General features: G+C 73.3%; 26 protein-coding genes. 10 read left to right on the forward strand and 16 right to left on the reverse strand.

Annotated elements, in window-relative coordinates:
- Nucleotides 1-421: 421 nt before the first annotated feature.
- The gene (locus ACFY32_RS19080) at nt 422-2,284 is read right to left on the reverse strand and encodes a S9 family peptidase (protein WP_390674784.1); all 1,863 of its coding nucleotides are present in this window, start codon (nt 2,282-2,284) and stop codon (nt 422-424) included.
- A gap of 129 nt (nt 2,285-2,413) precedes the next feature.
- On the opposite strand from ACFY32_RS19080, the gene ACFY32_RS19085 reads away from it, so the two are divergent.
- Entirely contained in the window at nt 2,414-3,229 is an 816-nt protein-coding gene (locus tag ACFY32_RS19085) for an SURF1 family protein (RefSeq protein ID WP_359189885.1), read from the forward strand.
- A 39-nt stretch (nt 3,230-3,268) separates the two neighbouring features.
- Here ACFY32_RS19085 and ACFY32_RS19090 read toward each other — a convergent pair whose 3' ends face one another.
- The 6 genes from ACFY32_RS19090 to ACFY32_RS19115 all read right to left on the reverse strand — a co-directional run bounded on the left by ACFY32_RS19090 (nt 3,269) and on the right by ACFY32_RS19115 (nt 8,968).
- Entirely contained in the window at nt 3,269-4,447 is a 1,179-nt protein-coding gene (locus ACFY32_RS19090; RefSeq protein WP_390674785.1) for a hypothetical protein, read from the reverse strand.
- On the reverse strand, nt 4,444-5,019 hold the full coding sequence (locus tag ACFY32_RS19095; protein ID WP_390674897.1) for a SigE family RNA polymerase sigma factor: 576 nt from the start codon (nt 5,017-5,019) through the stop codon (nt 4,444-4,446). The genes ACFY32_RS19090 and ACFY32_RS19095 overlap by 4 nt, the downstream gene beginning before the upstream one ends.
- 419 nt (nt 5,020-5,438) lie before the next feature.
- Nucleotides 5,439-6,515 (reverse strand): aspartate-semialdehyde dehydrogenase, encoded by a 1,077-nt coding sequence (locus tag ACFY32_RS19100; RefSeq protein WP_359189892.1) that lies wholly within the window; start codon nt 6,513-6,515, stop codon nt 5,439-5,441.
- Nucleotides 6,515-7,792, reverse strand: coding sequence for an aspartate kinase (locus ACFY32_RS19105; protein WP_359189895.1), 1,278 nt, complete (start codon nt 7,790-7,792; stop codon nt 6,515-6,517). Before ACFY32_RS19105 ends, ACFY32_RS19100 begins: the two co-directional genes overlap by 1 nt.
- 200 nt (nt 7,793-7,992) lie before the next feature.
- Nucleotides 7,993-8,178: a DUF397 domain-containing protein gene (locus ACFY32_RS19110; protein ID WP_390674786.1), complete on the reverse strand. Its 186-nt coding sequence runs from the start codon at nt 8,176-8,178 to the stop codon at nt 7,993-7,995.
- The gene (locus ACFY32_RS19115; protein WP_390674787.1) at nt 8,171-8,968 is read right to left on the reverse strand and encodes a helix-turn-helix domain-containing protein; all 798 of its coding nucleotides are present in this window, start codon (nt 8,966-8,968) and stop codon (nt 8,171-8,173) included. The genes ACFY32_RS19110 and ACFY32_RS19115 overlap by 8 nt, the downstream gene beginning before the upstream one ends.
- 84 nt (nt 8,969-9,052) lie before the next feature.
- Here ACFY32_RS19115 and ACFY32_RS19120 point away from each other — a divergent pair, with 84 nt between their 5' ends.
- Nucleotides 9,053-9,445 carry a hypothetical protein gene (locus tag ACFY32_RS19120; protein WP_359189903.1) on the forward strand — a complete coding sequence of 131 codons (393 nt, stop codon included), beginning with the start codon at nt 9,053-9,055 and terminating at the stop codon, nt 9,443-9,445.
- On the opposite strand, the gene ACFY32_RS19125 is transcribed toward ACFY32_RS19120, so the two are convergent.
- From ACFY32_RS19125 to ACFY32_RS19135, 3 genes are all read right to left on the reverse strand, one after another.
- Nucleotides 9,438-10,097 (reverse strand): DUF5063 domain-containing protein, encoded by a 660-nt coding sequence (locus ACFY32_RS19125; protein WP_359189906.1) that lies wholly within the window; start codon nt 10,095-10,097, stop codon nt 9,438-9,440. The two genes, ACFY32_RS19120 and ACFY32_RS19125, sit on opposite strands and share 8 nt — an antisense overlap.
- A complete protein-coding gene (gene recR / locus ACFY32_RS19130; RefSeq protein WP_359189909.1) occupies nt 10,090-10,689 on the reverse strand; it encodes a recombination mediator RecR in 600 nt (199 codons plus the stop codon). The genes ACFY32_RS19125 and recR overlap by 8 nt, the downstream gene beginning before the upstream one ends.
- 67 nt (nt 10,690-10,756) lie before the next feature.
- Complete coding sequence (locus ACFY32_RS19135; protein WP_390674788.1) at nt 10,757-11,101, reverse strand: YbaB/EbfC family nucleoid-associated protein; 345 nt, start codon at nt 11,099-11,101, stop codon at nt 10,757-10,759.
- 232 nt (nt 11,102-11,333) lie between these two features.
- Between ACFY32_RS19135 and ACFY32_RS19140 the strand changes: the two genes are divergently transcribed.
- Nucleotides 11,334-12,056 (forward strand): SLATT domain-containing protein, encoded by a 723-nt coding sequence (locus tag ACFY32_RS19140; RefSeq protein WP_359190873.1) that lies wholly within the window; start codon nt 11,334-11,336, stop codon nt 12,054-12,056.
- A gap of 79 nt (nt 12,057-12,135) precedes the next feature.
- Here the strand turns inward: ACFY32_RS19140 and ACFY32_RS19145 are convergent, their stop codons facing one another.
- Complete coding sequence (locus ACFY32_RS19145; protein WP_390674789.1) at nt 12,136-13,989, reverse strand: serine/threonine-protein kinase; 1,854 nt, start codon at nt 13,987-13,989, stop codon at nt 12,136-12,138.
- Between the two features lie 220 nt (nt 13,990-14,209).
- On the opposite strand from ACFY32_RS19145, the gene ACFY32_RS19150 reads away from it, so the two are divergent.
- From ACFY32_RS19150 to ACFY32_RS19160, 3 genes are all read left to right on the forward strand, one after another.
- A complete protein-coding gene (locus ACFY32_RS19150; RefSeq protein WP_390674790.1) occupies nt 14,210-15,565 on the forward strand; it encodes an aspartate aminotransferase family protein in 1,356 nt (451 codons plus the stop codon).
- Nucleotides 15,566-15,757: 192 nt separating this feature from the next.
- Nucleotides 15,758-16,456: a GntR family transcriptional regulator gene (locus ACFY32_RS19155; protein WP_390674791.1), complete on the forward strand. Its 699-nt coding sequence runs from the start codon at nt 15,758-15,760 to the stop codon at nt 16,454-16,456.
- 152 nt (nt 16,457-16,608) lie between these two features.
- On the forward strand, nt 16,609-17,259 hold the full coding sequence (locus ACFY32_RS19160; protein ID WP_359189925.1) for a hypothetical protein: 651 nt from the start codon (nt 16,609-16,611) through the stop codon (nt 17,257-17,259).
- Between the two features lie 232 nt (nt 17,260-17,491).
- Here ACFY32_RS19160 and ACFY32_RS19165 read toward each other — a convergent pair whose 3' ends face one another.
- On the reverse strand, nt 17,492-18,775 hold the full coding sequence (locus tag ACFY32_RS19165) for an adenylosuccinate synthase (RefSeq protein ID WP_190202925.1): 1,284 nt from the start codon (nt 18,773-18,775) through the stop codon (nt 17,492-17,494).
- 186 nt (nt 18,776-18,961) lie between these two features.
- On the opposite strand from ACFY32_RS19165, the gene ACFY32_RS19170 reads away from it, so the two are divergent.
- On the forward strand, nt 18,962-19,846 hold the full coding sequence (locus ACFY32_RS19170; protein ID WP_390674792.1) for a diacylglycerol kinase: 885 nt from the start codon (nt 18,962-18,964) through the stop codon (nt 19,844-19,846).
- 125 nt (nt 19,847-19,971) lie between these two features.
- On the opposite strand, the gene ACFY32_RS19175 is transcribed toward ACFY32_RS19170, so the two are convergent.
- Complete coding sequence (locus tag ACFY32_RS19175; RefSeq protein ID WP_390674793.1) at nt 19,972-20,460, reverse strand: GbsR/MarR family transcriptional regulator; 489 nt, start codon at nt 20,458-20,460, stop codon at nt 19,972-19,974.
- Nucleotides 20,461-20,543: 83 nt separating this feature from the next.
- Between ACFY32_RS19175 and ACFY32_RS19180 the strand changes: the two genes are divergently transcribed.
- The 3 genes from ACFY32_RS19180 to ACFY32_RS19190 are packed head-to-tail and all read left to right on the forward strand — an operon-like array spanning nt 20,544 to nt 23,345.
- Complete coding sequence (locus tag ACFY32_RS19180; RefSeq protein ID WP_390674794.1) at nt 20,544-21,431, forward strand: ATP-binding cassette domain-containing protein; 888 nt, start codon at nt 20,544-20,546, stop codon at nt 21,429-21,431.
- Entirely contained in the window at nt 21,428-23,032 is a 1,605-nt protein-coding gene (locus tag ACFY32_RS19185) for an ABC transporter permease (protein ID WP_390674795.1), read from the forward strand. The genes ACFY32_RS19180 and ACFY32_RS19185 overlap by 4 nt, the downstream gene beginning before the upstream one ends.
- 37 nt (nt 23,033-23,069) lie before the next feature.
- Nucleotides 23,070-23,345, forward strand: coding sequence for a hypothetical protein (locus ACFY32_RS19190; protein WP_359189936.1), 276 nt, complete (start codon nt 23,070-23,072; stop codon nt 23,343-23,345).
- On the opposite strand, the gene ACFY32_RS19195 is transcribed toward ACFY32_RS19190, so the two are convergent.
- The 3 genes from ACFY32_RS19195 to ACFY32_RS19205 are packed head-to-tail and all read right to left on the reverse strand — an operon-like array spanning nt 23,328 to nt 26,569.
- A complete protein-coding gene (locus ACFY32_RS19195) occupies nt 23,328-24,530 on the reverse strand; it encodes a cytochrome P450 (protein ID WP_390674796.1) in 1,203 nt (400 codons plus the stop codon). The two genes, ACFY32_RS19190 and ACFY32_RS19195, sit on opposite strands and share 18 nt — an antisense overlap.
- A gap of 45 nt (nt 24,531-24,575) precedes the next feature.
- Nucleotides 24,576-25,241, reverse strand: coding sequence for a response regulator (locus ACFY32_RS19200; RefSeq protein WP_390674797.1), 666 nt, complete (start codon nt 25,239-25,241; stop codon nt 24,576-24,578).
- Nucleotides 25,238-26,569: a histidine kinase gene (locus ACFY32_RS19205; protein WP_359189943.1), complete on the reverse strand. Its 1,332-nt coding sequence runs from the start codon at nt 26,567-26,569 to the stop codon at nt 25,238-25,240. The genes ACFY32_RS19200 and ACFY32_RS19205 overlap by 4 nt, the downstream gene beginning before the upstream one ends.
- Between the last annotated feature and the right edge of the window lies 1 nt (nt 26,570).

Here is a 26,570-nt window from a genome sequence, read left to right on the forward strand (position 1 = left end):
TTGGGGGGGGGGTTTTTTTTTTTTTTTTTTTGTGGGGGGGGGGGGGGGGGGGGGGGGGGGGGGGGGGGGGGGGGGCGCGGGGGGGGGGGGGGGGGGGGGGGGGGGGGGGGGGGGGGGGGGGGGGCGGGCCGGCCAGGGGGCTCCGCCCCCCTGGACCCCCGGCCTATGCCCACCCACCGCCCGACTCGGTCCGCCAAGAGGTGGACGCCCGGCCCGTCGCGGCTCGGGCCGGGCAGACGTGGACGACCAGCCCGTCGCGGCTCGGGCCGGGCCGGGCAGACGTGGACGCCCAGCCCGTAGCCGCTCGGGCCCGGCAGACGTGGACGCCCAGCCCATGGCGGCCCGGGTCGGGCAGACGTGGACGACCGACCCGGGCGGCCGAAGAGGGAGGCAGAGGGGGCGTTCACGCCCCGGTCGGGGGTCAGTGGCGTGGCAAGTGGTGTGCTGCGAAGGTCAGTTCCAGGCGGAGCTGCTTGATGCGTTCGTCGACGACCAGGGAGCCGTGGCCCGCGTCGTAGCGGTAGACCTCGTGGGTGTGGCCGCGGGCCTGGAGGCGTTCGACGTAGTTCTCGATCTGGCGGATGGGGCAGCGGGGGTCGTTGACGCCGGCCGAGATGTAGACGGGGGCCTTGACCTGGTCGACGTAGGTGAGGGGCGAGGACGCCTCGAAGCGGTCGGGGACCTCTTCGGGGGTGCCGCCGAGGAGGGTGCGGTCGAGGGCCTTCAGTCCCTCCATCTCGTCGTGGTACGCGGTGACGTAGTCGGCGACGGGCACCGCGGCGATGCCCAGGGTCCACGCGTCCGGCTGGGTGCCGAGGCCGAGCAGCGTGAGGTACCCGCCCCAGGAGCCGCCGGTGAGGATCAGGCGCTCGGGGTCGGCGAGTCCGGAGGTGACCGCCCACTCGCGGACCGCCGCGATGTCCTCCAGCTCGATGAGTCCGACCCGGTGCTTCAGGGCGTCGGTCCAGGCCCGGCCGTAACCGGTGGAGCCCCGGTAGTTGACCCGGACCACCGCGTAGCCGTGGTCGACCCAGGCCGCCGGGCCCGCGGCGAAGGAGTCGCTGTCGTGCCAGGTCGGGCCGCCGTGGATGTCGAAGACCGTCGGCAGCGGGCCGGTGGCGCCGGCCGGCTTCTGGACCAGGGCGTGCACGCGGCCGCCCGGTCCCTCGACCCACACGTCCTCCACCGGCACCGACGGCGGGCACTTCAGGCCGGGCGGGTCGAGGACGATCCCGCCCCGGGTGGAGCGGACCGCGGACGGCTCGGCGGCGGAGGACCACAGGTACTCCACGCTGCCGTCGGGGCGGGCGGTGGCCCCCGAGACCGTGCCGGCCGGGGTCGGGATCTCCGTCAGCTCGCGCTGCGCGAGGTCGTAGCGGAACAGCTCGCTGCGGGCCTCGAAGCTGTGGGCGATGAGCAGGCCGCCGCCGTCCGGATACCACTCGGCGCTGACGTCACCGGGCAGCTCCAGCGCGAGGTCGGTCTGCTCGCCCGTGGCCACGTCCCACACCAGGGGCTCCCAGCGGCCCCGGCGCTGGTGGCCGATGAGCAGGCGGGTGTCGCCGTCGACCGGCGCGAAGCCGAGGACCTCCAGGCCCAGCTCCTCGGTGCCGCCCTCGGTGTCGTCGAGTTCGGCGACGGTCGTGCCGTCGGGGCGCAGGACGCGCAGCGCCGAGTGCATGGCGTCGCCGTGCTCGGTGTGCTCGACGGCGATGAGGGTGCCGTCGTGGGAGAGGTCGCCGACGCCCGCTGACTCGCGGTGCCGGTAGATCTCCACCGGCTCCTCGCCCGCCCGCGCCAGGTGGATGGTGGTGCCCTCGTCGTCGGTGGAGCGGCCGATCACCGCGGTGCGCCCGTCCCGGCCGACGGCGAGGCCCGCCGGGTAGGACGGGTCGAGGCCGGGTACCGCCGGCTCGTCCGGGCCGCCGGTGAAGGGCTGGCGGCGCCAGACGCCGAACTCGTCGCCGTCCTTGTCGTCGAACCACCAGATCCACTCGCCGTCCGGGGAGAGCACGCCGTCCGTCGTGCCGTTGGGCCGGTCGGTGACCTGGCGCTGCCCGCCGGTCGCGCGGTCCCAGGCGTACAGCTCGTACGTCCCCGTCGCGTTCGACACGAACAGGGAACGGTCCGGTGCGTCCTCCGCCCAGTCGGGCAGCGACACCCGGGGCGCCCGGAACCGCTTCTCCCAGTCGGGCATCTCCCCGCCCGGCCCCCGCCCGTCCTTCCTGTGGTGCTCCTGCTGCTCGTGCTGCTCCCGCGAGACGGTTCCGTTGCGCTCAGTCATGGCCCCATACTGCCGCGCCCCGCCGACTTCGCGCAGATCAGGTCCCCAGCCTGTGGACAACTTTCCCCACCGGCCCCGCCGAGGGCCCCCGAGACCGGGCCGCCGCGCCGAACCCGTACCGTTGAGGGCGTGTACCGGTTTCTGCTGACGCCCCGTTGGTGGGGGATCAACGTCTTCGTCGTGCTCGCCATCCCCTTCTGCGTGTTCATGGGGTCCTGGCAGCTCGGCCGGTTCGAGGACCGGGTCGACGACCACCGCGCGGCGGACACCCAGGCCGCGACGGCCCGCGAGGCGGCCGCCCGGCCGCTGGCCGAGCTGCTGCCCGTGGACAAGGAGACCGTCAACCGGCAGGCCACCGTCACCGGCCGCTACGACAAGCAGTTGCTGGTCCCCGACCGCGACCTGGACGACCGGCGCGGCTTTTACGTGCTGTCCCTGCTGCGCACCGACTCCGGCGAGGCCCTGCCCGTCGTCCGGGGCTGGCTGCCCGGCGACGCCGACCCGGCGAAGGCACCGGCCCCGCCGTCCGGCGAGGTCACCGTCACCGGCGCGCTCCAGGCGTCCGAGACCCCCGGCGAGAACGGGGTGAGCGCCCAGGGCGGCCTGCCCGCCGGCCAGACCGCCGCGATCAGCGCGGCCTCGCTGGTCAACCTGGTGCCGTACGACGTGTACGACGCCTGGCTCACGCTGAACCGCGGCGACTCGGGGATGCGGGCCGTGCCGGTGAGCACCACGCAGAACTCGGGCCTGGACATGAAGGCGTTCCAGAACCTCGGCTACACCGCCGAGTGGTTCGCCTTCGTCGGCTTCGTGGTCTTCATGTGGTTCCGGCTGCTGCGCCGCGAGGTGGAGCTGATCCGGGACGCCGAACTGGGGCTGGCCCCGGCGGAGGACGAAACCGAGCGGCGGGCCAGTCCGTCCGCCGTCCGAACCCGGTCGGGGTGACATCCCCCGACCGCCGCCCCCGCCCGTACGCCCGGGGGGTCACCCCTCCGCCAGTACTCCCGTCCAGTACACCGTGCCCGCGCACGCGTTGGACACCGTGGCCGTCGCCGCGCCCGAGCCCGTGTCCGGGGTGTACGTCACCGTCACGCTGCCGGTGGCCGGGGTGTCGGCGGTGAGCGACTGCGTGGTCGTGTTGTCGGTGGTGTCGCCGCCCGTGGTGGTGCCGGCGGTGCCCGTGTCCCCCGTCGGCGACGGGTCGGGCGAGGGTCCGCCGGTGCTGCCCCCGTCGGTGCCGCCCGTGGTCGGGCAGGTCTCCGAGGGCACCCACGCGAACCGCACCTCGTAGGCGCCGCCCGGCTGGAGCAGCAGGTGCCCGGCCTCCAGGGACGGGTCGGGCAGCCCGGCGGCGGGGTCCCCGGCGACATGCCGGGCGGTGCCGATCCGGGCGGAGTCGGCGGCGCCCTGGGCGCTCACGCCGACCGAGCCGGCGCCGCCGACGGTGCAGCTCGCCGAGGAGACGTTGCTGACCTGGAAGGCGCCGTAGACCACGCCCGTGGAGTCGGGGGCGGCGCTGGAGGCGACGGCCGCGCCGAGCTGCTCGGCGGTGCACACCCCGGCGCCGGCGGCGCTGCTGGTCGTCGGGTCGGCGCCGGTGGTGGCGCCCCCGCCGCCGGAGCCGGTCGCCTTCTCCTCGTCCTTCTCCTCGGACTCGGGCTTGTCCTCGTGCCTGCCCTCCTGGTCGGAGCCGACGGTGGCGCCCTCGCCGCCCGCCGGGTCCTTGCCCTGGCCGGCTCCGCCCTGGGCCTGGGAGGCGTGGCCGGCCACGGAGGGGTGGGCGCCGGGGCCGGTGGAGTTGGAGACGTGCACCAGCGCGGGGATCGCGGTGCCGATGAAGAGGGCGGCGGCGGCCATGCCGACGGCGGCCTGCCGTTTGCGCGCCCGGCGCGCGGGGACCGCCCGGCGCAGGTACTCCAGGGTGCCGTCGCGCGGCTCCACCTCCTGCACCGCCTCGTGCAGCAGTCTGCGCAGCGCCTCCTCGTCCGGCGCCGGCCCGTCGCCGGGCTCCTGGGCCGGGCGCAACCGGCGGAGAAGTCGGTCGGACCCCTGAACGTCGGGGCCCTGGTCGTCGGGGCCGTGGTTCACAGTTCCGTTCCCAGTGTGCGTGTGCTTCGACTCCTGCTCGTCCGGCTCGCGCCGCGCGCCGTGGCCGTCGCTCATGCCGGTGTCCCCATGGCCAGCCTGAGGGCGGCGATGCCGCGTGATCCGTACGCCTTGACCGAGCCCAGCGATATGCCGAGGGTCTCGGCGACCTGCGCCTCGGTCATGTCGGCGAAGTACCTGAGCACCAGGACCTCGCGCTGCCGGCGCTGGAGTCCTTTCATGGCCTTGATCAGGGAGTCCCGCTCCAACTGGTCGTAGGCGCCCTCCTCCGCGCTCGCCATGTCGGGCATCGGCTTGGAGAGCAGCTTCAGCCCGATGATGCGGCGGCGCAGGGCGGACCGGGAGAGGTTGACGACCGTCTGCCGCAGATACGCCAGGGTCTTCTCCGGGTCGCGGACCCGTTTGCGCGCCGAGTGGACGCGGATGAACGCCTCCTGGACGACGTCCTCGCAGGACGCGGTGTCGTCGAGCAGCAGCGCGGCGAGGCCGAGCAGCGACCGGTAGTGGGTGCGGTACGTGTCGGTGAGGTGGTCGACGGTGGTGCCCGCCGCCGTGACCTCCTCGGCGCCGTCACGCTGTCCGGGTAGGGGCGCGGGCTGCGCGGCGGGCATCGGCGCGATCACCGGCATGCCACCGGCCGCGCCGGCCGCCTGAGCGGGCCGGCGGGGCGGCCGCAGGGCCGTGCCGCGCGTCGCCACGGGGAAGTCGAGTACCTCTGCCACGCCAGTTGGACACCCGCACCCCCACGAGGGTTGTACGTGCCGGGCGTCACGTTGGTTTTCGTACGTCCGGCGCCGGGCAGCGCAACCGACGGTGCATCATTTGCCCTCATGCGTCCCGCTCATCCCCTATATCCCCTAGGGAGCGGACGTCCCCACGTCCGCTCCACGGCGTCCCCACGCCCCGGATGGGTGACCGCAAAGACGCTCCCCGCCGACCGCGTGGTTGCGGGGGACGGGGAGGAAATCCTCTGATGCCGCGGGACTTTGATCAAGTGGTCCGGACCACATTCCGGCTCACATCACATCCGCAGATCCTACAAACCGCGTCAGATCAGCTCACCCGCGACCAGTTCCGCGATCTGCGTGGTGTTCAGGGCGGCGCCCTTGCGCAAGTTGTCCCCGCAGACGAAGAGTTCCAGCGCGGTGGGGTCGTCCAGGGCGCGGCGGACCCGGCCGACCCAGGTCGGGTCGGTGCCGACCGCGTCGGCGGGGGTGGGGAACTCCCCGGCGGCCGGGTTGTCGAAGAGGACCACCCCGGGCGCGGTGGCCAGGATCTCGCGGGCCGCCGGGACGGTGACCTCGCCCTCGAAGCGGGCGTGCACGGTCAGGGAGTGGGTGGTGACCACCGGCACCCGTACGCAGGTCACCGCGACCGGCAGCTTCGGCAGCCCGAGGACCTTGCGGGACTCGTCCCGCACCTTCATCTCCTCCGACGACCAGCCGTCCTCCCGCAGCGACCCGGCCCACGGTACGACGTTCAGCGCGACCGGCTCCGGGAACGGACCGGTGTCCTCGCCGACCGCCCGCCGCAGGTCACCGGGGTGGGTACCGAGGTCCGTACCGGCCACCAGGGACATCTGCCGGCGCAGCGCCCGCACGCCCGCGTGCCCGGCCCCGCTGACCGCCTGGTACGAGGAGACGACCAGCTCGCGCAGCCCGAACTCGGCGTGCAGCGCGCCCACCGCGACGATCATGGACAGCGTCGTGCAGTCGGGGCTGGCGACGATGCCGCGCGGGCGCATCCGTACCGCGTGCGGATTGACCTCGGGCACGACCAGCGGCACCTCGGGGTCCATCCGGAAGACGCCGGAGTTGTCGACCACCACCACGCCCTTGGCGGCGGCGACGGGCGCCCACTCGGCCACGACCTCGTCGGGTACGTCGAACATGGCGACGTCGACCCCGTCGAAGGCGTCCTCGGTGAGCGCCACCACCTCGACCTCCTCGCCCCGCACGGCCAGCTTGCGGCCGGCCGAGCGCGGGGAGGCGATCAGGCGGATCTCGCCCCAGATGTCCGCGTGCTGGGACAGGATACGGAGCATGACGGCCCCGACGGCACCGGTCGCCCCGACGACCGCGAGCGTCGGCCGGCCGGCCCTGGGGGGCCGTGCGCTCGCGGCCATCAGCGGCCGGTGCCTCCGTACACCACGGCCTCGTCGCTGTCGGAGTCCAGGCCGAAGGCGGTGTGCACGGCGCGGACGGCCTCGTTGACGTCGTCCTTGCGGGTGACGACCGAGATACGGATCTCGGAGGTCGAGATCAGCTCGATGTTCACCCCGGCGTCGCTGAGCGCCTTGAAGAAGTCGGCCGTGACTCCCGGGTTGGTCTTCATACCGGCGCCGACCAGGGAGATCTTGCCGATCTGGTCGTCGTAGCGCAGGGAGTCGAAGCCGATGCCGGAGCGGTTCTTCTCCAGGGCGTCGATGGCCTTGCGGCCCTCGGCCTTGGGCAGGGTGAAGGAGATGTCCGTCAGGCCGGTGGAGGCGGCGGACACGTTCTGCACGATCATGTCGATGTTGATCTCGGCATCGGCGATCGTCCGGAAGATCGCGGCCGCCTCGCCCGGCTTGTCCGGCACGCCGACGACCGTGATCTTGGCCTCGGAGGTGTCGTGCGCGACACCGGAGATGATGGCCTGCTCCACCTGCTTGTCCCCTTGCTCGATCGGCTCGCTGCTGACCCATGTGCCCTGAAGCCCGCTGAAGCTGGACCGGACGTGGATCGGGATGTTGTACCGCCGGGCGTACTCCACGCAGCGGTGGAGCAGCACCTTCGAACCGTTGGCGGCGAGTTCCAGCATGTCCTCGAAGGAGATCCAGTCGATCTTCTTCGCCTTCTTCACCACGCGCGGGTCGGCGGTGAACACGCCGTCGACATCGGTGTAGATCTCGCAGACGTCCGCGTCGAGCGCGGCGGCGAGAGCGACCGCCGTGGTGTCGGAGCCGCCGCGGCCCAGCGTGGTGATGTCCTTGCTGTCCTGGCTGACGCCCTGGAAGCCGGCCACGATGGCGATGTTGCCCTCGTCCACGGAGGTGCGGATACGGCCCGGGGTGACGTCGATGATCCGGGCTTTGTTGTGGACCGAGTCGGTGATGACACCCGCCTGGCTGCCGGTGAAGGACTGGGCCTCGTGGCCCAGGTTTTTGATCGCCATGGCCAGCAACGCCATGGAGATACGCTCTCCCGCGGTCAGCAGCATGTCGAGCTCGCGCCCGGCAGGGATCGGGGAAACCTGCTCGGCGAGATCGATCAGCTCGTCCGTCGTGTCGCCCATCGCGGAAACGACGGCGACCACCTGGTTGCCGTTCTTCTTCGCTTCCACGATCCGCTTGGCGACGCGCTTGATGCCCTCGGCATCGGCTACGGAGGAGCCTCCGTACTTCTGCACGACAAGGCCCACGTGCGCTCCTCGCTCAATCCGTCTCTTTCCGCACGTACGTATATGTACTGCGGTCGGCTCAGTCTAACGAGCGTCCGAATCTCCCCCCTGCGATATCGCATGGTGAGACCTGTCGGCGGCCGGCTCGTCCAGGCAGGCTCATGCCCACCCACCTCCCGAGCCACGCGGAACGTGCCCGGGGTCACACGTTCACAAGAGGCTCAGCCCTCGGGCCGGACCGCGGCGATGAACGCGGACCAGGCGGCGGGCGTGACGTGGACCTGCGGGCCGTCCGCGGGGTTCTTGGAATCACGGACGCGGATGGCGGGGGCGAGGGCGACCTCGACGCAGGCCGCGCCTTCCGAGTCGCTGTGGCTCGACTTGATCCACTTCGGCTGGTCACTCATGGCGATCCACCATCTCTCCGAGGAAGCGGGCCGACTCAGCGGGACTGAGCGCCTGGGCTCGGATCATGCTAAGCCGCTCGGTGGCACGACTGACAAGGTCCGGAGCAGCCGAGAGCAGACTGCCCAATTGCCCCTCCGCGTAAGCGAATCGCTCGTGATCGCGGGTTTCCAGCAGGATGACGGGACCCAACAGCGCCGCGGCCACGGCCTGGTCGCAGGGCAGCACCTGGAGCGAGACGTTCGGTAGCTCGGAAGCCTTCAGCAGGTGCCGCAACTGCCCCAGGTCGACCTGGGGCGCGAGCAGCACCGCCTCGGAGATCACGAAGCTCAGTGATACCGGCGGCTTGCGGCGCACGAGGATCGACTGCCGTTCGAGTCGCGCGGCGACGCGCTCCTCGACGATCTCCTCATCCACCACCGGCACGTGATTGTCGATGAGCGCGTGCGCGTACTCCTTCGTCTGCAACAGTCCGGGGACGTACATCACCTCGTACCACCAGAGGCTGATCGCCTCCTTCTCCCGCTCCATGAACTCCTGCGCTCGCGCCGGATACTTCTCCCGGCTCAAGTACTCCTTCGCCGCGCTCAGCATGCCGTCCGCACCGCACAGCTCGTCCGCCACATCCAGGACGCGCGCCGTCGGCATCCGTACGCCCTGCTCCATGGCCTTGATCGTGTCCGGAGAGTAATGCGCGGCCTCGGCCAGTTGCTCCCTGCTCACTTTGGCCTTGGTGCGCCAGCGTTTCAACTGATTCCCTACGAAACGCCACATGACCGGCGATTCAGCCACTGCACGCACCTCCGAGCGGTACACCACGGTGAGTACCCCTTGTGTCACTACCGAACGTAGCGGCACGCACGGCAGCGTGTGACCATGACGAACGTAATTCACCGTCCCGCGTGGGTCCCCCTCACCGGGCACCAACTGTGCCTCGCGGGCGTGCACTTCGACGCCGTACGGGTCGACGGCATCCGGGGCGAGCTGGTCGCCGACTGGCTGATCGAGGCGACGGACGAGGACGCCGGGCCCGTCGTGACCGAGGTGTGCGGCGGACGCTGGCTGTACTTCCTGCTGCCGCCCGGCACGCTCAGGACGTACGAATGGCCGCTCGGCGTGCAGTTGCTGGGCGGCACCGGCACGGGGACGGTCACGTACATCGGCATCCCGGCCCTGGGGGGCAACACCTGGCCGCTGCGCTGGTACAGCGCGCCGACGACGACCGCGCCGTACGTGGACGCGGAGGCGCTCCGGCGCGCCCTTACTTGACCGGGCGCAGGCCGAGCGGGCCGGCGATCTCCTCGACCATGACCCGGCCGGCCTCCGCCTCCAGGGTCTCGTCGCCGAGGTCCTCGTCCGTGTCGAGGCCGTCGAGTGCGGCCAGGGGCTGGTCGAGGCGGACGTGGGCGACGACCGACTGGAGGGCGCGCAGGGTCGCGGAGGCGGTGGAGCCCCAGTTGGAGAAGTAGGAGAACTGCCACCACCACAGGGCCTCCGAGGTGCGGCCGGCGCGGTAGTGGACCATGCCGTGGCGGAGGTCGGTGATGACGTCGGTGAGGTCGTCGGAGATCCGGGCCGGGACGGGCGCCTTGCGGGGCTCGTACGGGTCGAAGACCTCGGAGTAGACGTCGACCGGGTCGAGGAGGCGGGCGAGGTTCTCGCGGAGGGAGTCCACGTCCTGCTCCGGGCCCGGGTCGGGCTCGTAGCGCTCGTCCGGGACGATGTCCTCGTGGGCGCCGAGCCGGCCGCCGGCGAGGAGCAACTGGGAGACCTCCAGGAGGAGGAAGGGGACGGCCGAGGCCGGTTCGTCGCCCCTGGCGACCTCCGTGACGGCGACCAGGAAACTCTCGATCTGATCGGCGATCTGGACCGCGAAGTCGTCCGGGTTCTGGTGGGTGGCGTGCAGCGTGGCGTCAGACATCTAGGAGTCGTCTCCCCTCGAAGGCCCGGCCGAGGGTCACCTCGTCCGCGTATTCCAGGTCGCCACCCACCGGGAGGCCGCTGGCCAGGCGGGTGACCTTGAGGCCCATGGGCTTGATCATGCGGGCGAGGTACGTGGCCGTGGCCTCGCCTTCGAGATTCGGGTCCGTGGCCAGGATCAGCTCCGTGACGGTGCCGTCCGCCAGGCGGGCGAGGAGTTCCCGTATCCGCAGGTCGTCGGGGCCGACCCCGTCGATGGGGCTGATCGCGCCGCCGAGGACGTGGTACTTGCCCCGGAACTCACGGGTGCGCTCGATCGCGACCACGTCCTTCGGCTCCTCCACCACACAGATGACGGCGGGGTCCCGGCGCGGGTCGCGGCAGATGTTGCACAGCTCCTCCTGTGCGACGTTTCCGCAGGTCGCGCAGAAGCGGACCTTCGCCTTCACCTCCATCAGGGCGTGCGCGAGACGCCGTACGTCCGTCGGTTCCGCCTGGAGGATGTGGAAGGCGATCCGCTGCGCGCTCTTGGGACCGACGCCGGGCAGCCGCCCCAGTTCGTCGATGAGGTCCTGGACCACGCCTTCGTACAACGGACTGCCGTCCTTCCTGGGGTTCCTTCGGTACGTACGGTACGTACGGTAGAGGGGTCGGGCTGTCTCAGAAAGGCAGGCCCGGGATGCCGCTGCCGCCGCCCAGGCCCTGGGCCAGCGGACCGAGCTTCTGCTGCTGGAGCGCCTGCGCGTTCTCGTTGGCCGCCTGGACCGCGGCGATGATCAGGTCGGCGAGGGTCTCGGTGTCCTCCGGGTCCACCGCCTTCGGGTCGATCACCAGGCCGCGCAGTTCGCCCGAGCCGGTGACGGTGGCCTTCACCAGTCCGCCGCCGGCCTGCCCGTCGACCTCGGTCCTCGCCAGCTCCTCCTGGGCCTTCGCCAGGTCCTGCTGCATCTTCTGGGCCTGCTGGAGCAACTGCTGCATGTTGGGCTGGCCACCACCGGGGATCACGATCAGCTCCTATCGCTACGGGTTTTCCCGTTCGGCACGAGCCTACGTGGTCCGCGCGGCCCTCGCCCCAGCACTCTTTCGAGTGAGTCGAGCGCCGGACCCATACCTGATCAACGACCTCTTCCGGGCGGAAAAGCGGTGGAACCGGACCCTTCGCCACCCATTGGGAGGTAGGAAGGGTGCGGCGGAGTCGTCACGCAACGTGATCATCGCGATCGGTTGGGAGTGCCGGGTGGGTCAGCCGGAGAAGCAGCCCGAAGGGGCGGCCGAGGTGGGGCGGGGTGAGCCGGGTGACCTGACCGGGCGGGCGTTCCCGCTCGGGGACTGGGGACTTCCGGCGGAGCGGCTGGACGAGCTGTACCGGTGGGTGGAGCGGGGGGCCCTGGAGACGGTGGCCTGGTATCTCGCGGACCGGGCGGGCAAGCGGCGGGGCGCGCGGGCGCTGCGCGGCGGCGCGGCGGTGGGGGCGGTGGCGGGCGCGGCGCTGCCGCTGCTGGACCTGACCGGGGTGGTCGGCGAGGTGGCTCCCTGGGGGTATCTGGCACTGCTGCTGGCGGTGGCGTGCGTGGCCGGGGACCGGTACTTCGGGCTGACGTCGGGGTGGATGCGGGACGTGGCCACGGCGCAGGCGGTGCAGCGGAGGCTTCTCGTACTCCAGTTCGACTGGGCGTCGGAGAGCGTGCGGGAGGTGCTGGGGCCCGCGGAGGGGACGGCCGGGGAGGCGGCGGAGCGGTGCCTGCTGGTGCTGCGCAGGTTCTCGGAGGACGTGGCGGAGCTGGTGCGCACGGAGACGGTGGACTGGATGGTGGAGTTCCGCACGGGGGCGGCGCCGATGGGAATCCAGGTGGCGGTGGGGCGTGGGGTCGAGGGAGCGGTGGTGCAGGGGCGGTTCGGGGGGGCGGTCGGGGGCGCGCGGCCGCACATGCCCCGGCAGCGGCCGCCGGAGGCCCGGTAGGTGTTCCGGGTGACCGCGCCGGGGCGCCGGTAGGTGGTCCGGGTGACCGCGCCGGGGCCGGGCGTTGTCCGCCCGGTGTTCAGCGGCGGGTGTAGGTGACGCGTTCGCCGCTCTCGGCGTTCACGCGCCGCAGGCGGCCGTCGGGGAGGAGGGTCACCTCCGTGGGGGCGCCCGGGGTGCAGGAGGTGGCCGGTTCGCCGGACCTGACCTCGGAGGGGCCGATGCGCAGCGGGCCGTCGGTGCCGGGGTCCGCGGTCAGCGGGGCGGCGAAGACGCAGTGGTAGTCGGCGCCGTCGGCGACCAGGGAGAGGACGGTGTCGCCGACCTCGCCCTGCTGGATGGTCAGGCTGCGGGTGTGGGTGCCGGAGGCGTTGTCGATCGTCGCGGTCCAGGTGCCGAGGTAACCGGCGGGGACCGCGCCGTCCCGGGCGGCCTGGCCGGTGGTGTGCGCGGACGTCGGTGACGGGCCCGGGGTGGTCGGGGCGGTGGCGTGGGTGGTCGGGGAGCCGGTGGAGTCGCCGTCCGCCCGGTCGCCGTCGCCGCCGCCGCTCATCAGGGCGTACACCGAACCGCCGGCGGCCAGCGCGACGACCAGGGCGACCAGCACCAGCAGCACGGTCGAGCGGCCTCTGCCGGGGGGTATCGGCGGGGTGCCGGGGGGCGGCGGGGGCGGGCCGAAGCCGCCGTCGTCGGGGCCGGGGCAGAGGCAGGGGTGGTGCGGGGCGGGGGCGGGGGCGGAGGCCTCCGGCCAGGGGTGGGGGTGCGGGTGGTGGTCGTAGCCGGGGGCGGGGGGCGGGGGCGGGAGTTGTCCGGCGACCGGTGTGGGGAGGTGGGTCGTCGGGGCGTCGAAGCCGCCGGGCGGGTGCTCCAGGTGCGGCTCGGTCGTGCGGGGGGCCGGGCCGGGTACGGGGACGGGTCCGGGTCCGGGGGTCGTCCTCTGCGTCGGTGCGGGCCCCGCCGATCCCGCCGGCCCCGCCGGTTCCGCACCCGGTGCTCCCGCCGCCCCCGGCCCCTCCGGGTTCTCCGTCTCCAGCAGCCGTACCGCGTGGCGGCCCAACTGGGCCACCAGCGCGCCCGGCAGCCACGGGTCGAGGGCGCGGCCGTCGCAGACGGTGTCCTGCGCGCCGGTGAGTTCGAGGACGGCGTCGAGGGTGGGGCGGGCCGCCGGGTCCTTGCGCAGGCAGGCGCGGACCAGGTCGGCGAGTGACTCGGGGACGCCGTCGAGGCGGGGCTCCTCCTGGGCGATGCGGAACATCAGCGCGTGGACGCTGCTGTCGGCGTTGCCGAAGGGGAGGGTGCCGGTGGCGGCGTAGGCGAGGACCGAGCCGAGGCAGAAGACGTCGCAGGCGGGCCCCACCCGGTCGCCGCGGACCTGCTCGGGTGCCATGAAGCCGGGGGAGCCGACCAGCGCGCCGGTGCGGGTCAGGCCCGTGTCGGGCACGGTCCGCAGGGCGCGGGCGATGCCGAAGTCGATGACGCGGGGGCCGTCGATGGTGACGAGGACGTTGGACGGTTTGAGGTCGCGGTGGACGATGCCGGCCGCGTGGATGTCCTTGAGCGCGTGGGCGAGGCCGGCCGCGAGGATGCGCACCGACCGCTCGGGCAGCGCCCCGTGGTCGCGGCCGACGACCTGCTGGAGGCTGGGCCCGGCGACGTATCCGGTGGCGACCCAGGGCACCGCGGCCTCGGTGTCCGCGTCGAGCACCGGCGCGGTCCAGTACCCGCCGACCCGCCGGGCGGCCCGTACCTCCTGCCGGAACCGCTCGCGGAACTCCTCCCGCGCGGCCAGTTCCGCGCGGACCAGTTTCACGGCGACCGTGCGGCCCCGGTCCGACCGGGCCAGATAGACGCGCCCCATGCCGCCGGCGCCGAGCCGGGCCAGCAGCCGGTAGGCGCCGATGTGGTGCGGGTCCCCCGCCGCGAGCTTCTCCATCGCCCGGCCGCCTTCCCCCCGTACATGAGCAACGGGACGAAGAATAGTGCGGGCGGGGGCGCCCGGGGCCGGGCCTGTTCCACGGTTCCGTAACAGGTGGCCGCGTCCCGGCGGTGCCGCCGGGAGGGCCCCGGACGTCGACACCCTGTCGCGGAAACCCCCGTCCCGCAGACAGGACGCCGATACCGTTTCCGCATCGCGGACATCTACCCTCGGCCGCATGACCCCTCAGACCGACCCCCAGGCCGGCGCCGCGGTGAAGGCCGCCGACCGCGCGCACGTCTTCCACTCCTGGTCCGCGCAGGAACTCATCGACCCGCTCGCCGTCGCCGGCGCCGAGGGGTCGTACTTCTGGGACTACGACGGCAAGCGCTACCTCGACTTCACCAGCGGCCTCGTCTTCACCAACATCGGCTACCAGCACCCCAAGGTCGTCGCCGCGATCCAGGAGCAGGCGGCGAAGCTGGCCACCTTCGCGCCCGCGTTCGCCGTCGAGGCGCGTTCGGAGGCGGCCCGGCTGATCGCCGAGCGGACGCCGGGCGACCTGGACAAGATCTTCTTCACCAACGGCGGCGCCGACGCCGTCGAGCACGCGGTGCGGATGGCCAGGCTGCACACCGGCCGACCCAAGGTGCTCTCCGCGTACCGCTCGTACCACGGCGGCACCCAGCAGGCGATCAACGTCACCGGTGACCCGCGCCGCTGGGCCTCCGACAGCGGGACGGCCGGGGTCGTGCACTTCTGGGCGCCGTTCCTGTACCGGTCGAGGTTCTACGCCGAGACCGAGGAGCAGGAGTGCGCGCGGGCGCTGGAGCACCTGGAGACGACGATCGCCTTCGAGGGGCCGTCGACCGTCGCCGCGATCGTGCTGGAGACGATCCCGGGCACGGCCGGGATCATGGTGCCGCCGGCCGGTTATCTGGCCGGGGTGCGGGAGATCTGCGACAAGTACGGGATCGTCTTCGTGCTGGACGAGGTCATGGCGGGGTTCGGGCGGACCGGCACCTGGTTCGCGGCCGACCTGTACGGGGTGGTGCCCGACCTGATGACCTTCGCCAAGGGCGTGAACAGCGGCTATGTGCCGCTGGGCGGGGTGGCGATCTCCGCGGAGATCGCGCAGACGTTCGCCCGGCGGCCGTACCCGGGCGGGCTGACCTACTCCGGGCATCCGCTCGCCTGTGCCGCCGCCGTCGCCACCCTCACCGCCATGGCCGAGGAGGGTGTCGTGGAGAACGCCGCCCAACTGGGCGAGACGGTGGTCGGTCCGGCGCTGCGGGAGCTGGCGGAGCGGCACCCCAGCGTCGGCGAGGTGCGCGGGGTCGGCATGTTCTGGGCGCTGGAGCTGGTCCGGGACCGGGAGACCCGGGAGCCGCTGGTGCCGTACAACGCGACCGGGGAGGCGAACGCGCCGATGGCCGCCTTCGCCGCCGCCGCGAAGGCGCACGGGCTCTGGCCGTTCGTGAACATGAACCGCACCCATGTCGTCCCGCCGTGCACCGTGACCGAGGCGGAGCTGAAGGACGGCCTGGCGGCGCTGGACGCGGCACTGTCCGTGGCGGACGAGCACACCGTGTAGTCCGGGTCGCGGGACGGGACACGAACGGTATTCGAACGCGTAGGGTGGCGTGCTCGTAGACATATACGCGCACGCCGCCCGTACGCGAGCAGGCGACCGCCCCTACGCGCGGGCGGCCGTCCACGCGCACGGGTGGCCGCCGCCGCGCGGGCGGACGCCCGTGCCCGGACGCGACGAGGAGACCGCCCGACCATGCCCGGCCCCACCGGCAACGGTGCCGTGACGCGCAGCACCCTGCGGCAGCAGATAGCCGACGCGCTCCGCGACGAGGTCCTGGCCGGACGGCTCAAGCCGGGGCAGGAGTTCACCGTCAAGGAGATCGCCGACCAGTACGGTGTCTCCGCGACGCCGGTCCGCGAGGCGCTCGTCGACCTGTCCGCGCAGGGACTGCTGGACGCCGACCACCACCGCGGTTTCCGCGTCCACGAGTACTCCGCCGACGACTTCCGCGCCATGGTCGAGGCGCGCGGCCTGGTCACCGACGGGATGTTCCGGTCCCTCGCCGAGGGCCGGGCCGCCCTGGCCGACGGGCCCCGGCCGGCCGCCGCCCTCGCCGGGGTGCGGCGGCGCGGCGAGGAGGCGCAGCGCGCGGCCAGCGCCGGGGACCTCACCGTCCTCATCGGCTACGACCTGCGCTACTGGCGCGAGCTGAGCGCCCTGTTCGGCAACCCCTACCTCTCCGACTTCCTGCACCGGCTGCGGGTCCAGGGCTGGGTGTGCACCGTGCAGCACCTGCGCCGGCTCAGCGATCTGCGCGGCACGCTGTGGTCCGGGCACACCGAACTGGTCGACGCGCTGGCCCGCCGGGACGCCGGGGAGGCCCGCGCGTGCGTCGCCGCGTACAACGCGCACTCCCTCGCGCTGATCGAGCGGCTCACCGGCGGCCGATGACGGCCCGGCGCGGGGTTGCGGGGGCGCTCGTGGGTATGGGGTCTGCACGACCGACGCATCGCCCACCGCATCGCCCATCGCGCCGCCTGCCGCACCGACTACCCTTCCTGACCACGTGATCCGGATCGCCGTGCTGTGTGAGGAGTTCTCTTTTGGCCTGTGACCTGTGGCTGGTACCGCTCGTCGACATCCTGTGCCACACGCCGGACAACCCGTTCGCCGAGGAACTCGCGCAGTACGACAAGGCACTCGCCGCGGCCGGGCTGCCGCCGGTGCCGGTGTACCAGTACATGCCGGGACTGTCCGGCGAGGTGGCCCCGGTGGCCGTCTTCGACTACGACGCGCTGCACTTCCTGCGCCGCGCCCACCTGCTCCGGTTGTGCGGGCTGCCGGTGACCCCGGTGGACGAACTGGGCGGTGACTACGAGCAGTTGCTGGAGATGTTCGAGGCGACGGCCCAGCAGTCGCACCTGGTCTGGCACTACGACCACGCGGGCGCGTACGTCCCCGTCGACTTCCCGCAGCCGCTCTCCAGCGACGAACTGCTGGCCGGCGGCGGCCCGCTGGGCTCCGCGCACGGCCTGCTGCGCGAGCTGGAGGCGGTCGCCCCGGCGATCGGCATCGACCCGCTCAACCCCCCGCCGGCGCCCCAACCCCCGCCCGCGCCCACGGAGTTGGAGGAGCGGGCGGTGGCCGCCCCCTACGACCCCAGCCCCTTCGCCCGCGAACGGCACGTGTGGCTGGGGCTGCACGCGGCGGCCACCCGCAGCCTGGCCCAGGGATCGATGATCGTCTTCAGTTGAGGCCGGGCCCGCGCCGCCCTCCTCACCGGCGGATCAGCGAGACGCCGGGCGGCCAGAGCACCCCGGCCGCCAGCAGCAGCGACGGTCCCAGGTGGACCGGGCAGACGCGCAGCGGCGGGCGGCGGCACGGTCGCGGTCGGTCATGCCCTCGATACGACACCGCGACCGGCGCCGACGCCCCTTCGAGGGGGCCGAACGGCGGCGGTCGCGGTGTGCGCGGCGGGGCCGGCGCCTACAGGAACGAGTTGATCTCGATCGTCTCGTCCCGGCCCGGACCGACGCCGATCGCGGAGATCGGGGCGCCGGACATCTCCTCCAGCGCCTTGACGTACGCCTGGGCGTTCTTCGGCAGGTCGGCGAAGGTCTTCGCCTTGCTGATGTCCTCGCTCCAGCCGGGCAGCATCTCGTAGACCGGCTTCGCGTGGTGGAAGTCGGACTGCGAGTACGGCAGCTCCTCGACGCGCTTGCCGTCGATCTCGTACGCCACGCAGACCGGGATCTGCTCCCAGCCGGTGAGGACGTCGAGCTTGGTGAGGAAGAAGTCGGTGAGGCCGTTGACCCGGGTCGCGTAGCGCGCGATCACCGCGTCGAACCAGCCGCAGCGGCGGTCGCGGCCGGTGGTCACTCCCCGCTCGCCGCCGATCCGGCGCAGCGCCTCGCCGTCCTCGTCGAACAGCTCGGTCGGGAACGGGCCCGCGCCGACCCGGGTGGTGTACGCCTTGAGGATGCCGATCACCCGGCTGATCCGGGTGGGGCCGACGCCGGCGCCGGTGCAGGCGCCGCCCGCGGTCGGGTTCGACGAGGTCACGAACGGATACGTGCCGTGGTCGATGTCCAGCAGGGTGCCCTGGCCGCCCTCGAAGAGGACCACCTTGTCCTCGTCCAGCGCCTGGTTCAGCACCAGGACGGTGTCGGCGACGTACGGACGGAGCTTGTCCGCGTAGCCCAGCAGCTCCTCGACCACCTGGCCGACGGCGATCGCGCGCCGGTTGTAGAGCTTGGTGAGCATCTGGTTCTTGACGTCGAGCGCCGCCTCGACCTTCTGGGTGAGGATCGACTCGTCGTAGAGGTCCTGGACGCGGATGCCGACGCGGTTGATCTTGTCGGCGTAGGTGGGGCCGATGCCGCGGCCGGTGGTGCCGATCTTGCGCTTGCCGAGGAAGCGCTCGGTCACCTTGTCCACGGTGACGTTGTACGGCGTGATGATGTGGGCGTTGCCGCTGATCAGGAGCTTGGACGTGTCGACGCCACGCTCGTTCAGCCCGCTCAGCTCGGAGAACAGGACCGACGGGTCGACGACGACGCCGTTGCCGATGACCGGCGTGCAGCCGGGGGACAGGATTCCGGAAGGGAGCAGGTGGAGGGCGTACTTCTGGTCGCCCACGACTACCGTGTGGCCGGCGTTGTTGCCGCCCTGGTAGCGCACCACATAGTCGACGGAACCACCGAGCAGGTCCGTCGCCTTTCCCTTGCCTTCGTCACCCCACTGAGCACCGAGCAGCACAAGTGCGGGCACGCGCGTACACCCCTTCCGGGCGGGGCATGTCCAAGGTCGAGGGCGAACGCGGATTTCCGTGTGCCGCGTGCACCGCGACCGTCGTTGGCCGCCAACCGTCGGACCGGGTGCCCCGGAATAGACGAAGCCCCTGGCGCAACAGCGCAAGGGGCTCTTGCACAAAGATGCTACCCGAGGAAGCGAGGCATGGCCGAGGTGGCGACTTCCGCGAGGCCCGATCAGTTGCTGCTGGTCATCGACCCGGTCGCCCGGCGGGCCGACGGCGAGTCCGTCCGGATCGCGAAGGACGTGCTCAGCGCGGGTGCGGCACATACGAAGGTGTGCCTGCCGGACGGGCCGGAGGAGTTCGCGCGGGCGCTGCGCAGACGGGGGTCGCGGCGGCCGGTGCTGGTCGGCGACGACCGGGCGCTGCTGCGCGCGGTGACCCTGCTGCACCGGCACCGGGAGCTGGCCGGGTGCACGCTGTCGCTGGTGCCGGTCGGCCCGGTGCTGGGCCTGGCCCGGTCGCTGGGGGTGCCGACGGGGGCGGTGGCGGCGGCGCGGGCGGTGCTGGAGGGGGCGGAGCGGCGGCTGGACCTGCTGGTCGACGACAGCGACGGGGTGGTGCTGGGGACGGTCGGAATCCCGCCGGCGCCGCGCCGGGACCCGGAGCCGGACCCGGAGCCGGACCCGGGCCCGGACGGGCCGGTGGGCGGGACGCGGCCCTGGCTGCGGACCTGCCAGTCGCTGGTGCGGACGCTGGCGCATCCGCGTCCGGTACGGACCGGGCCGGCGCCGGGTGCCGGGCCGGCCAGGCTGCGGGTGGAGGTCGACGGGGTGACGCTGGTGGACCTGGACCAGCCGGTGGAGGCGGTGTCCCTGACGCCGGGCGCGGCGGGGGCGGCCCAGGTGGAGGTCCGCCCGCTGTCGGTCGGCGCGGAAGCCTCGCCCCTGACGGCCTCGGGCCGCGCGGTCACGGTCTCCGGCGCCCACTTCCGCTACCGCGCCGACGCGGTCGAATCGGGCCCGGTGGGCACGCGCACGTGGACGGTGCGGGCGGGGGCGTGGGGGCTGACGCTGCCGGCCCGCTGAGATCGGCCGGCCGGGGCCTCGAAGCCGGCGGTACCGAGCAGGCGGCCGAAGGGCTCCCCCCGACGCGGGCCCCTCCTCGACGCGGACCGGTGGCCGCGGACCGTGTCCGGCCGGTCACGCGGTCGTCAGGGGAACCGCTTCTCCCGGTGCACCCGCCACCGTTCCATCATCGCGGCGATCTCGCCGTCGACGAACTCGAAGAAGGCCAGGGTCTCGGCCATGCGGCGGCCCGCGGGGGTGTCGGGGCCGAGGCTGCGGACGCCCTCGCCGAGGGCCGCCGCCCAGCGCTTGACGACCGTCTCGCGGTTGGTGAGGGCCTCGTACCACTGGTCGCTGTGCACCCGGTACCGCTCCCGCCGCGAGCCCGGTTCGCGCTCGCGGGCCACCATGTGCTGGTGGGCGAGGTAGCGCACGGCGCCGGAGACGGCGGCCGGGCTGACCTTGAGCTGGTCGCCGAGTTCCGCCGCGGTCAGCGAGCCCGAGTCGGAGGAGAGCAGCGCGGCGAAGACCCGGGCCGGCATCCGCTGCATCCCGGCCTCCACGAGCTGGGCGGCGAACCCCTCGACGAATCTCGACACCGCTTCGGGATCGCGCCCCGGACCTGCTTCCGTCATGCCTCGATCATCTCGCACACCCCCCATGGTCCTGACAGTTTCTTATCTTCACAAATTTCTGAAAGAAGCGTACGTTCCGAACCATGACGAAGGCAATCAGCGTCGCCGGACTCCACAAGGCGTTCGGCCGCACGCACGCGCTCGACGGCCTCGACCTGGACGTGGAGTCCGGCGAGGTGCACGGGTTCCTCGGGCCCAACGGGGCCGGCAAGTCCACCGCCATCCGCGTCCTGCTCGGCCTGCTGCGCGCCGACTCGGGCGCCGCGCGGGTCCTCGGCCGCGACCCGTGGTCGGACGCGGTGGAGGTGCACCGCCGCATCGCGTACGTCCCCGGTGACGTGACGCTGTGGCGCAACCTCTCCGGCGGCGAGGTCATCGACCTGTACGGCAGGCTGCGCGGCGGGCTGGACACCCGGCGGCGGGCGGACCTGACCGAGCGGTTCGAGCTGGACCCGACCAAGAAGGGCCGGACGTACTCCAAGGGCAACCGGCAGAAGGTCGCGCTGGTCGCCGCGTTCGCCTCGGAGGTCGACCTGCTGATCCTGGACGAGCCGACCAGCGGACTGGACCCGCTGATGGAGGAGGTCTTCCAGCGCTGCGTCGCCGAGGAGCGGGACCGGGGCCGCACGGTCCTGCTCTCCTCCCACATCCTCAGCGAGGTCGAGGAGCTGTGCGACCGGGTCAGCATCATCCGCAAGGGGCGGACGGTGGAGAGCGGTTCGCTCGCCGAGCTGCGCCATCTGACCCGCACCAGCGTCACCGCCGAGCTGGCCGGTCCGCCGGACGGGCTGTCGGAGCTGCCCGGCGTGCACGGCCTCGACGTGCGGGGCCACCGGGTGCGGCTCCAGGTCGACACCGGCCACCTCGACGCGGTCCTCAGGTCGCTCGGCGCCTCGGGCGTGCGCTCCCTGACCTCGGTCCCGCCCACGCTGGAGGAACTCTTCCTGCGCCACTACCAGGAGACCCGATGACCGCCACGGCCCTCGCGGTACGGCCCGGCGGGTCCCGCCCGCTCGCCGGCACCGGCACCCTCCTGCGCTTCGCGCTGCGCCGGGACCGGGTGCTGATCCCGGTCTGGGTCGCGGTGAACGCCCTGCTGGTGCTCTCCATGCCCGGCGCCCTCAAGAGCCTGTACGGCACGGCGGCCGAACGCGCCGGCCTGGTCCGGCAGATGGAGACCAACTCCGCGCTGCGGGCCATGGTCGGCCCCCTGTTCGGCGACTCCCTCGGCGCGCTCACCGCCTGGCGGATCGGCGTGTACGCCGCCGTGCTGGCCGCGGTGATGAGCCTGCTGATCGTCGTCCGGCACACCCGGGACGAGGAGGAGAGCGGCCGGCAGGAACTCGTCCAGTCCGGCATGGTCGGCCGCCGCGCCCCGCTCACGGCGGCCCTGCTGACCGCGGTGGTCGCCGACACCGTGCTCGCGCTGCTGCTCGCCGCCGGGCTGGCCGCGCGGGGCACGGCCGGCGCGGTCGCCTTCGCGGCGGGCGTGGGGGGCGCCGGCCTGGTCTTCGCCACCATGGCCGCGATCGCCGCCCAGCTCACCGAGAGCGCCCGGCTCGCCCGGGGCCTGACCGCCGGGGTGCTGGGCGCCGCCTTCGTGCTGCGGGCGGCGGGCGACTCGGCCACCGCCGACGGCTCCTCGCCGCTGACCTGGGTCTCCCCGCTGGGCTGGCAGGAGAACCTGCGGCCCTTCGCCGGGGAACGCTGGTGGGTGCTGCTCCTGGTCGCCGGGGCGGCGCTGGTCCAGGGCGCGGTGGCGTACGGGCTGACCGGCCGCCGGGACGTGGGCATGAGCTTCCTGCCGACCCGGCCGGGCCCGGCGCACGGCCGCCTGGGCACGGCGGGCGCGCTGGCCTGGCGGCTCCAGCGCGGCTCGGTCCTCGGCTGGTGCGCCGGTTTCCTCGTCACCGGGCTGGTGTACGGCGCGATGACCGAGGGCGCGGCCGATCTGCTCGGGGACAACGAGCGGGCGCGGGAGGTGATCGCGCGGATGGGCGGCCGGGCCGGGGTGACCGACACGTTCGTGTCCGCGATGGTCGGCACGCTCGGGCTGATCGCCGCGCTGTACGTCGTCGGCTCGGTGCTGCGGCTGAACGCCGAGGAGACCTCCGGGCGGGCCGAACCCGTCCTCGCCGGGGCCGTGGGGAGACTGCGCTGGGCCGCCGGGCACCTGGTGGTCGCGTTCGGCGGGGCGGCGCTGATCCTGCTGCTCGCCGGGTTCGGTTACGCCCTCGGGTACGGCCGGGACCTCGGGCCGATCCTCGGCGCGTGCCTGGCGCAGGTGCCGGCGGTGTGGGTGATCGGCGGGGCGGCCGTCCTGCTGCACGGGCTGCTGCCCCGGGCGGCGGTCGCGGCGTGGGGCGTGGCCGGGGCGGTGCTGCTGCTCGGCTGGATCGGACCGGCGCTGGACGTGCCCCGGGCGGTCCTGGACGTATCGCCGTACGGGCATCTGCCGAAGCTGCCGGGCGCGGCGATGGACTGGCCGCCGGTCCTGCTGCTGACGGCCCTGGCCGCGCTGCTCACGGCGGCGGGGCTGGCGGGGCTGCGGCGCCGGGACCTGACGACCTGACGGAACCGGCGGCCGGGCCGGGACGTCTCCAGCGGTCGTGCGCGGAGCGAACCGGGACGCGGTGACCTGCGCCGGCTGCCTGCTGTCGGCGGCCGGCGCCACCACGGCGCTGTGGCTGTGGGGGACGTCCGGCCGCACCCGGCGGCACCTGGGCCACGGCTTCGAGGGCGAGGGCACCGACTACGGGGCCGCGCTGCTGGAGTTCCCCCTCGTCCTCGCCGGCGGCGCGCTGCTGCCCGCCCTGCTCGGGGCGGCGGCGGCCAGGCTGCTGGGCCGCCGGGGGAACCGCCGCGGCTCAGACCCGGACCGCTAGCCCGGCCAGTCCCCGGATCACGAAGCCGGGCTTGCGCCCGGGGTCCTGGGCCGGGGCCAGTGCCGGGGCCCGTTCCAGCAGGGCCCGCATCGACGCGGCGAGTTCGATGCGGGCCAGCGGGGCGCCGATGCAGTAGTGGATGCCGGCGCTGAAGGAGATGTGCGGGTTCTCCCGGCGGGCCAGGTCGAGGCGGTCCGGGTCGGCGAAGACCGCCGGGTCGCGGTTGGCGGAGCCGAACAGCAGCGCCACCTCCGCGCCCCTCGGCAGCACCGTGCCGTCGATCTCGATCTCCTCCAGCACCCACCGCTCGAAGAGCTGGAGCGGGGTGTCGTAGCGCATCAGCTCCTCCACCGCCGTGGGGACCAGGGAGTGGTCGGCGCGCAGGGCGGCCAGTTGCTCCGGGTGCCGGAACAGCGCCCACCAGCCGTTGACGGTGGCGTTCACCGTGGCCTCGTGACCGGCGTTGAGCAGCAGCACGCAGGTGGAGATCATCTCCTGCTCGGTGAGCCGGTCGCCCTCGTCGTGGGCGGCGATCAGACCGGAGACCAGGTCGTCGCCGGGTTCCTCGCGCCGTTCGGCGATCAGACCGCGCAGGTACCGCGTGAACTCCACCGACGCGCGCACCGCCCGCGCCGCCGCCTCCTCGGACGGGTTCAGCTCGTACATGCCGCAGATGTCGGCCGACCAGGGGCGCAGCGGGGCCCGGTCGGACTCGGGGATGCCGAGCATCTCGGCGATCACCGCGACCGGCAGCGGCTCGGCGACGTCGGTCAGCAGGTCGCCGCCGCCCGCCGCCACCAACCGGTCCACCAGGTCGCCGGCGAGGGCGTCCACGTACGGCTGCAACCGCTCCACCGTGCGCGGGGTGAACGCCTTCGACACCAGCCGGCGGATGCGGGTGTGGTCCGGCGGCTCCAGGTCGAGCATCCCGTGGTCGTTGAGGGTGTGGAACGGCTCGTGTTCCGGCGGGGGCGGCGTCCGCCCGAACTCCTCGTGGCCGAACCGGTGCTGATACGTCCGCCCGAGCCGCCGGTCGCGCAGCAGCGCCGACACATCGGCGTGCCGCGGCACGAGCCACTGCCCGCTGGGCTCGAACCAGTGCACCCGCCCCTTCGCGCGCAGCGCGGCGTAGGCGGGGTACGGGTCGGCGACGAACGCGGGGTCCCAGGGGTCGAAGGCGGCCATGACCGGACGGTAGCCGCCGCGCGGGCCGCTGACCAGCGGGGTACCTCAGCCCGGGGTGACCAGCCGGGCCTCGTAGGCGAAGACCGCGGCCTGGGTGCGGTCGCGCAGGCCGAGTTTGACCAGGACACGGCTGACATGGGTCTTGATCGTCGACTCGGCGACCACCAGTCGCCCGGCGATCTCCGCGTTGGACAGGCCCTGCGCGATCAGCACCAGCACCTCCGTCTCCCGCTCGGTCAGTTCGCCGTACGCGCTCTGCGCGGCGGGCGCGGTGCGGGGGGCCTCGGAGAGCTTGGAGAACTCGGTGATCAGGCGCTTGGTCACGGACGGGGCGAGCAGGGCCTCCCCGGCGGCCACCACCCTTACGGCGTCGGCGAGTTGGCGGGCGGAGGCGTCCTTGAGGAGGAAGCCGGAGGCGCCCGCGCGCAGCGCCTGGTACACGTACTCGTCGAGGTCGAAGGTGGTCAGCACCAGCACCTTGGCCGTGGCGTCGGCGGCGACGATCTCGCGGGTCGCCTCGATGCCGCTCAGCTCGGGCATCCGGATGTCCATCAGCACGACGTCCGGGGCGAGTTCGCGGACCCGCTCGACCGCCTCCCGGCCGTCGACCGCCTCGCCGACCACCTCGATGCCGGGCATCGCGCCCAGCAGCACCGAGAAACCCTCGCGCACCATCATCTGGTCGTCGGCGATCAGCACCCGGATGGTCACGCCTCCTCCTCGCGGGCGGCGGTGACCGGGAGGAACACCGCCACCTCGTAGCCCCCCTCGTCGGTCGCCCCAGCGGTCATCTCGCCGTTCAGCATGGACACCCGCTCGCGCATCCCGGTGATGCCGTGCCCGGCGCCGGGCGAGGGCTTGACCAGGGAGGTGGCCGGCACCGGGCCGTTGACGACCCGGAGGCCCAGGCCGCCGAGGACGTACGCCACCTCGACGCGGGCCGGGGCGCCGGGCGCGTGCCGCAGGGTGTTGCTCAGCGCCTCCTGCACGATCCGGTACGCCGACAGCTCCACGCCGGGCGGCAGTTCCCGCACCGCGCCGGTCACCGCCTTCTCCACGGTCAGGCCCGCGTCGCGGACGTTGGCGAGCAGCCCGTCCAGGTCGGCGAGGGTGGGCTGCGGGGCGTCGGGGGCCGCGTGGTCCTCGGCGCGGACCACCCCGAGGACGCGGCGGAGTTCGGTGAGGGCGGCCACCGCGTTCTCCCGGATGGTGGCGAAGGCCCGCTCCAGCTCCGGCGGCGGGTTCTGCACCCGGTACGGGGCGGCCTCGGCCTGAATGGCGACCACCGACATGTGGTGCGCCACCACATCGTGCAGTTCGCGGGCGATGGTGGTCCGCTCCTCCAGGAGGGTGCGGCGGGAACGCTCGTGCGCGGTGACCGTCCGCTGGGCGGTGACCTCCTGCCGGGCCTCGCGGCGGGTGTGCCAGACGGCGACGGCGAGCAGGGCGAGGGCGGTGACGACCAGCAGCGGGCCGCTGTTGGAGTTGTAGTAGTCGGCGCCGAGGACGGTGTCGGCGCCGACGCTGTAGACGGCGGTGAGCAGCCACATCCAGGCCGCCGTCCGGGGCCGGGTGCGCAGCGCCACCACCGTCACCACGACCAGGTGGCAGGCGAAGCTGCCGGGCGACCACGGCCACTCGTCCCACGCCGCGGCGAACAGCACGGTGACCGGCGCCGCCGCGAGCGAGACCCAGAACGCGCCGACCGGCCGGACCAGGGTGAGCAGCACGGGGCCGAGGGCGAGCAGCGCGTACAGCAGTTCGAGGTTCCTGCCGCCGCCGGTCGTGCCGCCGAAGGAGACGGCCATGGCGAGCAGCGCGGCCACCACCACCGTGGCGTGCGGCAGCCACCCCGCCCGCTCGCGCATCCGGCCCGGCAGGCGTCGGGCGAGGGCGCCGCCGAGGTCCGCGCGGGGCAGCGGGCGGTAGGCGAAGGCGTCGTGCATCAGGTCCTGCCGCAGCCCGCGCAGGGCGCTCGCGGCGAGCTGGACCTCCGGGGTACCCGGCTGCGCGGGCGGTGTCTGGGTCGTCTCGGTCACG

Origin of the sequence: Streptomyces sp. NPDC000134, assembly GCF_042899225.1 — a bacterium.
GTDB lineage: Bacteria > Actinomycetota > Actinomycetes > Streptomycetales > Streptomycetaceae > Streptomyces.